The following is a 10,789-nucleotide window of genomic DNA, read 5'->3' on the forward strand; positions in this document are numbered from 1 at the left end:
CGGTGGAATTCGTTGATGCGGTCCGCCGTGGTGAGAGGAGCGACGTGACCGTCGCGCGCTGCGCCGGTACGGCTGCTTCCGGTGCCGCCGGTCACCGCACGCCTCCGCCGGTCAGCGCCCTGCTGAGATCGCCCGCGAAGGCGACGGCCACGGCGTCGGCTTCCTCCAGCAGGAAGAAGTGCTTTCCCGGGTAGTGACGCGCCGTCACCGGGGCGGTGGTCTCGTGCCGCCACTCCTCGATGCCCCGGCGTTCGGTGAAGGGATCGGAGATGCCGCCGAACACCGACATCGGCTGCCGGAGAGGGGGCTCCTGCCGGTAGGTGTGGCTCTCCACGACCGCGAAGTCCGCGCGTAGGGTGGGCAGCACCAGGCGCAGCAGCTCCGGGGCGTTCAGCACATCCTGCGGCATACCGCCGAGGCGCCTGAGCGCGAACAGGAACTGCTGGTCGGACAGGCCGCTGTACCGTTCGTGCGGCAGACCGCCGCGCGGTGACGACCAGCCGGACAGGCCGAGCAGCACGGGCAGCGGCCCGCCGCGCCGACGCAGTTCGCGGGCCAGCTCGAACGACAGCAGTGCTCCCATGCTGTGCCCGAAGAAGGCGAAGGGCCCGTGGTCCAGGTCGGCCAGGTCGTCCAGGAGGATGTCGGCGAGGGTGCGCACCAGCTCGGCCAGGTCGGTCACCGGCGGCTCGGCCATACGGTCCTGGCGTCCGGGCAGCTGCGCGGCCCGCAGTTCCACCGAGGCGGGCAGCCGGTCCACCCAGCCGCGGTAGACGGCGGCTCCGCCTCCGGCGAAGGGGAACGCGTAGATCCGGCCGACCGCGTACGGCCGGCGTTCGAAGCAGCGGAACCACAGTTCGGTGCGCTGGACGGGGGAGGACGGGGAAAGGGACGGGAAGGTCATCGGGTCTCCGGAGCGGCCGATCGGACGAGGTCCCGCAGCCGCTGAGCGAGGGTGTCGACGTGCGGCGGGTTGAGAAGTGTGAGGTGGTTGCCGGGCGTGTCCACGATCCGCAGGCCGGGCAGGTACGTGTCCCAGCCCAGCGTCCGGTCACCGCGGTAGAACTCCGGGTCGTTCAGGTGCGGCGGCATCGGTTCGAGCCCGATGAAGAGCGCTACGTGACCGCCGTAGGGGCCCGGCCGGTAGGCGCGGATCATCTCGCGGACCAACTCGACCTGTTCGACGGTGCGCCGCAGCAGGCTCACGGCCACGTCGCCCTGGAAGGCGTCGTCGATCCGCTGGTACAGCACCTGCAGCTGCCGGTCGTGGTCGAGTCCGCGCAGTTCCTCCTCGGTCAGCGGGATGCGTTTGCCGAAGATCAGCTCGAAGACGTGGGTGAAGTGCACCGTGCGGTAGGCGAGCAGATCCTCCTCGGTGATGTCCGCGGGCACGGGACCGGCCAGTGAGGACTCGAACATCGTGACCGAGGCGACCGGTGTGCCCGTCTCGGTGAGCTGCCTCGCCACCTCGAACGAGACGATTCCGCCGAAGGAGAGCCCGCCCAGCCGGCAGGGGGCACCGTGCGGAAGCGTGGCGCGGACGGCCTGCGCGTAATGGGCCGCGAGTTCCTCCACACTGCCGAACCGGTCGAGGGCGGGTGTCTCCAGCATGTGGACGGGGATGTCGGGGGCGAGCCGCTCGGCGAGGAACTGGTAGACGAGCAGGTTGCTGCCGGACGGGTGGACGAGGAACAGGGGCGGTTCGCCGCCCTCCGGCTGCAGGGTCACCACCGGGGAGCGTCCCGGGCCGTCGGTGTCCTCGCGCAGGACCGCCGCGAGTTCCTCCACGGTCGGCCGGCCCAGCAGGACGGCGAGGTCGATGTCCCGGTCGAAGTGGCGTTGGAGGCGGGAGATCACCCGCATCGCCACCAGCGAGTGACCGCCGAGCGCGAAGAAGTTGTCGGTCACGCCGATGGGGCGCACCCCGAGGACGTCTTCCCACACGCGGGTGACGAGGAGTTCGGTGGTGTCGCGCGGCGGTACGATCTCGCGTCCGCGGCTGCGGTCCGAGGCCTGGAGACTGCCGAGGACGGCCCGGTCGACCCGTCCGTCCCGGGTCAGCGGCAGACCGGCGAGCACCACGTAGTCGCGGGGGACGGCGTGCGTCGGCAACTGCCGTTCCGCGAGCGTCTGGAGCTCGGTGAGGAGCTTGGCGTCGCGGCGCTGGGCGAGCGGGTCGCTCGCCTGCCGGTCCTGCGCACCTGCCGCCGTGGGCTGCGCGCCTGCCGCAGTGGGCACATGACCGCGCCAGAGAGCGGCGCGTCCCCGCGAGAGCGCGGCGGACGACCCGTCACGGACGAAGAGCGCGTCGAGCGTTCCCGGCGTGGCGCCGATGAGCAGGTCGGTACGGCAGCCCGCGCGTTCGGCGGCCTCGTGCAGTTCCTCGGGGTCGACGCCGTCGTGCCGCGCCACCCGGTCGCGCAGGCCGCCCGCGGTCGCCGGGGCAGAGCCGTGGCGCAGCAGTTCCTGGGCGTCGGTCATGTCGCGCACCCGGTCGTCGGGGATGCCGGTGACCAGGAGGCTGTCGGTGACGGAGGACAGCAGGCGGTCCAGTGCGGCCGTGTCGAGCCGGTCGGCGCTCCAGTCGCGCGTGGTGTCCGCTGCCCGCGGGTCCGGTGCGGACACCTCGATCAGCACGTCGTAGCGGTAGCAGGTCAGTTCGTTGCGTGCGCGGCCCCGCTTGGCGGCCACCCGGGCCACCGCGCCGGGCGTCGCCCGGGCGGCGTACGTGTGGAAGAAGCCGGGGCTGAGGACCAGTTCCTCCTCCAGCCGGGCCCTGGCCCGGGCGGCGAGCCACAGCTCGGCCGACGGGCGCCCGGCGGGGCTGTCGGTGAGGAGCATCGACAGATGCATGGCCTCAAGTGTGTCGAGGTTGCGGACGTCGCCGACGAAGATCCTGCCGCCCGGCCGCAGCGCCCTGACCGCCCCGTCGAGAACGCGCCGGAGGTAGTCGGCGTCCGGGAAGTACTGGACGACGGAGTTGAGGACGACGAGGTCGAAGCGTCCCTCGGGGATGCCGGTGAAGTCGTCGGCCTGCCGTTCGTGCAGGGTGACCCCGGTGTCGGCGTAGGCGGGCGCCGACAACTGCTCGCGTACGTAGCCGAGTGCGGCGGGCGACAGGTCCGTGCCCCAGTACTCCTCGCACTCGCGGGCGAGCGGGAGCAGGAACATGCCGGTGCCACAGCCGATCTCCAGGATGCGGGCGGCCTGTTGAGCCCGGAGCTGTTCCAGGGTGTCCTCGCGCCACTCGCGCATCTCCTCCTCGGGGATGGCGCCCCCGGTGAAGCTGCTGTTCCAGCCGACGATGTTGAACTCCGCGTCACCTGTGTCGGCCCGGTCGGCGTAGGTGTGCTCGTAGATCCTGCGCCACTGCTCCACCTGGTCGTGCCGGTCGGCACCGGCCGTGTCGCCGTGGACCGGTACGACACAGGCCGTCAGTCCCCCGTCCCCGCTCCCGTCCCCGTCCCTGGGGCCGCGGACCACGAAGGCCGTCGCGGCCACCGCCGGATGTGTACCGAGGATGTCGGCGACGGGGGCGGGGTGCGTGGTGCGGCCGGCGGCGGTGAGCCGGTCGCAGGCCCGGCCGAGTACCTCCAGCCTGCCGTCCTCGGTCCACCGTGCCAGGTCGCCTGTGCGGTACATGCGTCCTCTTGCGCCGTCGGCGAACGGGTCGGGCCGGAATCGCTCCACTGTCAGCGCCGGGCGGTCGAGATAGCCCGCGCACAGACCGGCACCCACGAGATGCAGTTCGCCCGCGACGCCGCGGGGCAGCGGTGTGCCGGAGGGCCCGAGGACGTAGGCCCGGCGCCCGGCGGCGGGCTGTCCGGCCGTGCCGCCCTCGTCGGTGACCCGGCCGATCACCGCCGCGCCCCCGGTCTCCGCGGAGCCGTACACCGAGTACAGCCGCCGGTGGGTGCCGCGCGCCCAGGTGGCGGCGAGGGTCGCCGGGCAGCGCTCACCGCTGACCAGGACGGTGCGCAAGGCACCGGCGGGCCCGTCGGGGTCGAGGGCACCGAGCAGCGCCGGCGTCAGCACGGCGCAGCTGATGTTCCCGGCGCCGATGGTGGCGCTGATCAGCGCGGCGGCGGTGGAGGCGTCGCCGGAGGCCGGTGAGGTGGGCAGCACGAGCCGGGCGCCTGCGGAGAACGCCGCCAGGACCGCCGTCAGATAGAGGTAGGAGTCGGCGGGTGCCTGCAGCAGCACTCCGTCGTCGGGGTCGAGTCCGATGGCGTCCTGTTGTGCGGCGGCGGTGTCCGCCAGGGCCTGGTGGTCGAGCAGCACGGCCTTGGGCCCGTCCTCCGCGCCGGAGGTGAGGGCCACGTGGGCGGGGCCGCCGAAGTCGGTCTCCAGGGGGGAGCCGGGTTGTGCGGCCAGGGTGTCCGCGACCTGGTCGAGCAGCAGTACGTCGTGGTCGTCGAGGGCGACGGTCGCGGCGACCGAGGAGTCGGTCAGCACCAGGCCGGGGCGCAGTCGGCCGATCTGCGCGGCGATGTCGTCGGCGGCGTCGGCGGTCCGTGCGGGATCCACCGGGGCGGACACGGCCGATGCCCGCCATACGGCCGGCAGGGCGGTCAGGGCGTCGACGGGGTCGGTGAGGCAGACGGCGACGACGGTGCTGTCGCCGACACCGTGGTCCCGCAGCAGCCGTGCCAGTCGATTGGCCCTGGTGTCCAGGTCGTGCCAGGTCAGTTGCCGGGAGCCGTGGACGACGGCGGGTGCGTCGGGGCGGCTGGCCGCGTGCGCGTGGCACAGGTCGGCGAGGGGCCGCGGTGTCCGGGCGTCCGGAGCGGCCCCGGTGGCGCCGAGCTCGGCCAGTTCACCGCGGGTGAGCATGGTCAGCTCGGCGAGGCGCCGGTCGGGGTTCCCGGCGAGTTCGACCAGCAGGGTGCGCAGATGGCCGAGCAGGCGCTGCGCCATCGTGTCGGGCAGCCATGCCGGGTCGTACATGGCGCGCAGCAGTATGCGGTCACCCGGTACGACGGCCAGTGTGAGCGGGAAGCTGGTCCGGGTGAAGTAGACGGGGTCGGCCACCTCCAGGTCCGCGAACCGCTCCCGGAGCAGGGACATGTCCAGGGCGTTCTGCACCACCTGCACGGTCTCGAACAGCTCGGTGCCCTGCGGCACTTCGCTCCACTCCTGGATGCGGGTGAGGGGGACGTGCTCATGGGCGCGGGCGGCGACCGCCTGCTTCTGCACGTCGGTCAGCCAGTCGCCCACGCGTGCCGCCGGATCGGTGGTGACGCGGGTGGGAAGGGTGTTGACGAAGAGACCGACCATCTCCTCGCATCCCTCGAGTTCCGGCGGGCGCCCGGCGGACACGGTGCCGAAGACCGCCTCGGGGGTGCCCGCGTACCGGGAGAGCAGCAGCGCCCAGGCCGCCTGGACCAGGGTGCCGAGGGTGAGTCGGCGCTCCTTGGCCGTGGCCGTCACCGACGCGCCCTCGGCGGCGTCGAGTTCGAGGGCGGTGACGTGCTGGGCGGCGGAGGCGGAGCCGGGTTTGGCGTCGGGGAGCAGGGGCGTGGGGCCGGTGATGCCCTTCAGCTCCCGCCGCCAGTACGTCTCCGCGTCCTCCGGGTTCTTCTGCCGCAGCCACTCGACGTAGTCGCGGAAGGGGCGCACGGAGGGCAGGTCGACGGGCTTGTGCGCGCACAGCGCGGTGTAGGCGGAGGCCACTTCCTTCAGGACCACGCCGGTGGACCAGCCGTCCAGGATCAGGTGGTGCACGCTGACGACGAAACGGTGCCGCCGGTCAGCGAGACGGGCGAGGTAGAAGCGCATCAGCGGCGGCCGGGCGAGGTCGAAGCCGCGTTCGCGGTCCTCGCGCAGCAGCCGTTCCTCGCGCTCGGTCACCTCGTCGGCGGACAGACCGGTCCAGTCGAGCGGGGTGAACTCCACCGGTGCGTCACGGTGGACCATCTGCAGCGGCTTGTCGAGCCGTTCCCAGGCGAACGAGCTGCGCAGCACGGGATGCCGGCCCACCACGGTCTGCCAGGCGGACCGCAGCGCGGCCACGTTCAGGTCGCCGACGTAGGTGTGGGCGAGCTGCTGGACGTACATCGCGCTGCCGGGGTTCTGCAGGGTGTGGAAGAGGAGCCCCTCTTGCATGGGGGAAAGGACGTAGACGTCCTCGACGTCACGGACAGTCATCGATGTGTGGTCCTCACATGTCGCGGTTCTGATCGCCGAACAGCATGCGGAGTTCGTCTTCGCTCACGTCCGCCCAGGGAGTGCCGCCCTGAGCGGTTCTCTCGCCGGACGGTGCCTGCCTGGTGAGGTCGCGCAGCGCGCTCACGGCGCGTGCGCCGGCCGCGATCACCGGTCCGCTGTCGTAGCGGTCGGCGTCGTACCACCAGTCCAGGTGGAGGCGGCCGTCGTGGAGGTAGGCCCGCAGTTCCGTGCCATGGGTCAGGCAAGCGGGTACGGAACGCGCCGACAGCCCTGCCACGGCCGAGGGACGCAGGGGCCCCTCGCCCTCGCCTAGTTCGGCGACGGCCTCGTAGGTCACCGCGCCGAGGTAGGTCACCAGGAGATCCGGGGCGGGAAGGCGTGCGAAGAGCGCGGCGGACGGCGCGTGCAGGGTGCGCAGCACGCCGTAGCCGAGGCCTTCGCGCGGTACGGAGCGCAGCGCGCGCCTGGCTGACTCCGCCGCGCCGCGCACGCCCTTGCGTCCGGCTTCCACGCAGACCGGATGGAGTGTGGTGCAGGTGCCGACCGTGCGGCTGAGGTCCATGCCCGGCGGCAGGACGGCCCGGCCGTGACCCTCCACGTCCATCAGCACGCGGTCCTCGCCCGTCGCCTCGGCGACCGCCACGGCCACGGCCGCGAGCACGAACTCGTCCAGGCGAGCCCGCCGTTCGCGCTGCAGCCGGGTCAGGGCCTCGGTGGTGTCCTGGTCGAGTTCCACCGGCGCGAGGGCGACACGCCGGGCCGGGTCCGTGTGGGGAGGTGACAGCGCGGGCAGCCCGAAGGCACCGTCCGCGCCGAGGGTCCGGAGCCAGTCGCCACGCTCGTCGAGGACGTCCCGGTCGGTGGTCAGGCCCGCCGCCCACTGTGCCCAGGAGGACCACGGGGTGACGACGGGCGGCAGCAGGACCGGCTGTCCCTCACGGAGTTGGCCGCATGCGGTGGACAGGTCCTCCAGCAGGATGCGCTCGGAGGCGTTGTCCACGCAGAAGTGGTGCATGACCAGGGCGAGACGCCGGGGGGCGCCGGGTCCCGCGTCCAGGACGGCGGCCCTGAACAGCGGGCCGGAATCCGTGAGCAGGTTCCGGCCGAGGTCCGCCAGTACCGCGTCCGCCTCCTGGAACATCGAGTCCGGCGGCCCGGCGGGCAGCGGGATGGCGGGTACGTCGATGTCCCCGGGTGGGAGGACGCGCTGCTCCCAGAGACCGTCGCGCGTCTCCAGCCGCAGCCGCAGCGCCTCGTGGTGGGCCGCGACCGCTCCGACCGCCTCGCACACTGCCGCCGTCGTCACGTCGTCGGCGATGTCGAGGAGCAGCGGGACGGTGAACTCGCCGAGCCGGTCCCCGGCGCGCTCCACGACCCACCACTGGGTGGCGGTGAACGGCGGCACCTCCGTGGCGTCGGCGGTGACCGGCGCCTCGGTGGCCGGGCCGGTGGACACGGCGGCGGCCAGCGCCGAGACCGTCTGGTGCTGGAACACGTCCTGCGGGGTCATGGGCAGCCCGGCGCGGGACGCCCGTGAGGCGGCCTGTACGGCGACGACGGAGTCGCCGCCCAGGTCGAAGAAGTTGTCGTGGGCGCTGACTTCGGGGATGCCGAGGATGTCGGTCCAGACGGCGGCGATCAGGCGTTCGGCCCGCTCGGCCGGTGTGTCGGCGGGGGACGCGTCATGGAGTGGGGCCGTCTGCTCCGGCAGTCCGCCGGCCGGGGCGGGCGGAAGGTCCGCGTCCGGTACGCCGGTGAAGCGCGGTGCGATCCAGTGCCGGTCGCGGCGGAAGGGGTAACCGGGCAGGCGGGTACGGCGTGCGGTGCGTCCGTCGCGTGCGGCCTGCCAGTCGGGTTCGAGTCCTGCCGCCCACAGGGCGCCCAGTCCGAGCAGGAAGGCCTCGCGATCGTCCCGTTCCTCCCTAGGGTGCCGCATCAGCCGCAGCAGCCGGTGTTCGCCGCCCCATCCCGGATTGCGACGGGCGAACGTCGTGAGGGCACGGCCGGGACCGCACTCGACGAGGACGCGCCCCGGCTCGCCCAGGACGGCGTGCAGCACACCGGCGAAGCGCACCGGGTGCCGGATCTGACGTGCCCAGCGGACGGGGTCGAGGGCTTCCGCGTCGGTCATCCGCTCTCCCGTGGTGCCGGAGAACAGGGGCAGGCGTGGCGCGCTCAGCCCGACGGCGGCCACGCGCTCGGCGAACCGCTGGGCCGCCTCGTCCATGGCGGCGGTGTGGAAGGCGTGCGCGGTGTGCAGCCGTCGTACGGTGACGCCCTGCGCGGCGAGGCGGTCCGCGAGCCGTGCGGCGGCGTCGTCGGGACCGGCCACCACCGTGGAGCCGGGTTCGTTGACGGCGGCGATCTCCAGGCCCGCCCCGGCGACGGCTTCGGCGACGGCGTCCTGAGGCAGGCCGATGGTGAGCATCGTGCCGGGCGGCGCCGTATGCATGAGCCGTCCCCGCTCTGCTACGACGCGCAGGGCGTCCTCCGGAGCGAACACGCCGGCGAGGCACGCGGCCGTGTACTCGCCGATGCTGTGACCGGCCACGGCGGCGGGCCGGACGCCGTGTTCCTCCAGGAGCCGGGCGAGGGCGTACTCCACCGAGAACAGCGCGGCCTGGGCGACGTCGGTGCGTCGCAGGGCCGTCGCGTCGTCGCCGAGGACCGCTGCCCGTACGTCGAGTCCGAGGAGGTCGGACAGGCCTGCCGCGGCCCAGTCGAAATGCCGGCGGTAGCGGCTGTCGTCCTGGTGGAGCCCCTTGGCCATGCCGGGGTACTGGGCGCCCTGGCCGGGCATCAGCAGTACCACGCCCGGGGTCTCCCCGGCGGGTTGCCCGGCGCAGGACGCGAGGTGTCCCGGGGTGCGCAGGGCCTCGGCGGCCTGCTGTGCCGTGCGGGCGACGACGGCGCGGCGGTGCGGGTGCGCGTGACGGCCCTCGGCGAGCGTCACGGCGACGTCGTCCAGCTCGTCCGCGCGCACGTGCCGGTCGTCCAGCTCGACGCCGTCCAGCTCGACCCCGTCCAGCTCGACGTCGTCCAGCTCGACGTCGTCCAGCTCGACGTCGTCCAGCTCGACGTCGTCCAGCTCGACGTCGTCCAGCTCGACGTCGTCCAGCTCGACGTCGTCCGACTCGACGTCGTCCGACTCGTCGTCGGCGGCGGCTTCGAGGCGGTCGGCCAGCCGCCGGGCGGACTCCTCGAGTTGCCCGGGGTCCCGGGCACTGACCAGGAGGACGGCCGGGCCGCCTGCACGGGGCTGGGCGGCGGGTCGTGGCGGGGCCTCCTCCAGGACGACGTGGGCGTTCGTGCCGCCAACGCCCAGCGCGCTCACGCCGGCCCGCAGCGGCCCCGGTGCCGTCCAGGGCACGAGGGTGTCCACCACGTGGAACGGGGTCTTCTCCAGGCCGAGTTCGGGGTTGGGCCGGGTGTAGTGCAGCGTCGGGGGCAGCTCCCGGTGTTCCAGGGCCAGCACCGTCTTGATCAGGCCGGCGATGCCCGCGGCCACCTCCAAGTGGCCGATGTTCGACTTTACGGAGCCGAGGGCGATGCTTCGTTCGGTGTCCGTGTCGGCGAACACCGCGGCGAGCGCCGCCACTTCGATGGGGTCCCCGAGCGCCGTACCCGTGCCGTGTGCCTCGATGTAGCCGATGCCGGCCGGTTCCAGTCCGGCGACGGCCAGGGCCTCGGCGACGACCTGCGCCTGCCCGTCGATGCTGGGCGCGGTGAATCCCATCTTCCGGGAGCCGTCGTTGTTGATCGCCGAGCCCCGGACGACGGCCCGGACGGGGTCGCCGTCGGCGAGAGCGTCCTGCAGCGGCTTGAGCAGCACCGCTCCCCCGCCGCTGCCGAAGACCGTGCCTGCCGCCCGCTCGTCGAAGGGGCGGCACCTGCCATCGGGCGACATGATCGCACCCGGGTCGTACACATAACCGGCCCGGTGCGGGATCCGCAGCGACACACCGCCGGCCATGGCCATGTCGCACTCCCCGGCGAGCAGACTCTGGCAGGCCAGATGCACAGCGACGAGACCGCTGGAGCACGCGGTCTGCACGCCGACGGCCGGACCGCGCAGGTCCAGGGCATGCGCGACCCGGGTGGCGATGAAGTTGGGGTCGTTGCCCCCGACGAGCTGCACCAGTTCCAGGCTCAGGCCCGCGCCGAGCAGGGCCCGCGTGTCCTGGCGGGACATCAGGTTGTACAGCAGGTAGGAGCTCATGGAGGCGGTGTTGAAGACGCCCACCGAGCCGTCGTAGCGGAACGGGTCGTATCCGGCGTCCTCCAGGGCGTGCCAGCCGAGCTGGAGCAGCAGACGCTGCTGCGGGTCCATGGTCCTGGCCGCCTGGGGGGTGAAGCCGAAGAACTCCGCGTCGAACTCGTCCACCCCCTCCACGGGGGCGGCGCGGCGGACGTAGTGCGGATCGGCGAGCAGGTCCCGCGGAACGTCCTCCTCGGCCAGGACCTCCTCGGCCACGTCGACGATGCTCTCCGTGCCGGAGCGCAGATTCGCCCAGAACTCGTCTATGTCGCGGGCGCCGGGAAAACGGCCCGCCATGCCGATGACGGCGATGCCGTCGGGCTCGTCCATGGCGGCTTCCCGTGCGCCGGTGGGCAAGGGATG

General features: G+C 73.0%; 3 protein-coding genes. All 3 read right to left on the bottom strand.

The window, feature by feature from the left end:
• Positions 1-91: 91 nt before the first annotated feature.
• Genes ACSYGN_RS02750 through ACSYGN_RS02760 form a run of 3 tightly spaced genes read right to left on the bottom strand, consistent with a single transcriptional unit; the run spans position 92 to position 10,783 of the window.
• Positions 92-904: a thioesterase II family protein gene (locus ACSYGN_RS02750; protein ID WP_460391412.1), complete on the bottom strand. Its 813-nt coding sequence runs from the start codon at positions 902-904 to the stop codon at positions 92-94.
• Positions 901-6,147, bottom strand: coding sequence for a condensation domain-containing protein (locus ACSYGN_RS02755; protein ID WP_460391414.1), 5,247 nt, complete (start codon positions 6,145-6,147; stop codon positions 901-903). Before ACSYGN_RS02755 ends, ACSYGN_RS02750 begins: the two co-directional genes overlap by 4 nt.
• Positions 6,148-6,160: 13 nt before the next feature.
• Positions 6,161-10,783, bottom strand: a complete 4,623-nt coding sequence (locus ACSYGN_RS02760; protein WP_460391416.1) for a beta-ketoacyl synthase N-terminal-like domain-containing protein — start codon at positions 10,781-10,783, stop codon at positions 6,161-6,163.
• Between the last annotated feature and the right edge of the window lie 6 nt (positions 10,784-10,789).

It is taken from the genome of Streptomyces sp. YIM S03343 (assembly GCF_054729195.1).

Excerpts from the sequence above, each read along its gene's own strand:
- ACSYGN_RS02750 (WP_460391412.1), bottom strand. The coding sequence starts at position 904 with ATGACCTTCCCGTCCCTTTCCCCGTCCTCCCCCGTCCAGCGCACCGAA.
- ACSYGN_RS02755 (WP_460391414.1), bottom strand. The coding sequence starts at position 6,147 with ATGACTGTCCGTGACGTCGAGGACGTCTACGTCCTTTCCCCCATGCAA.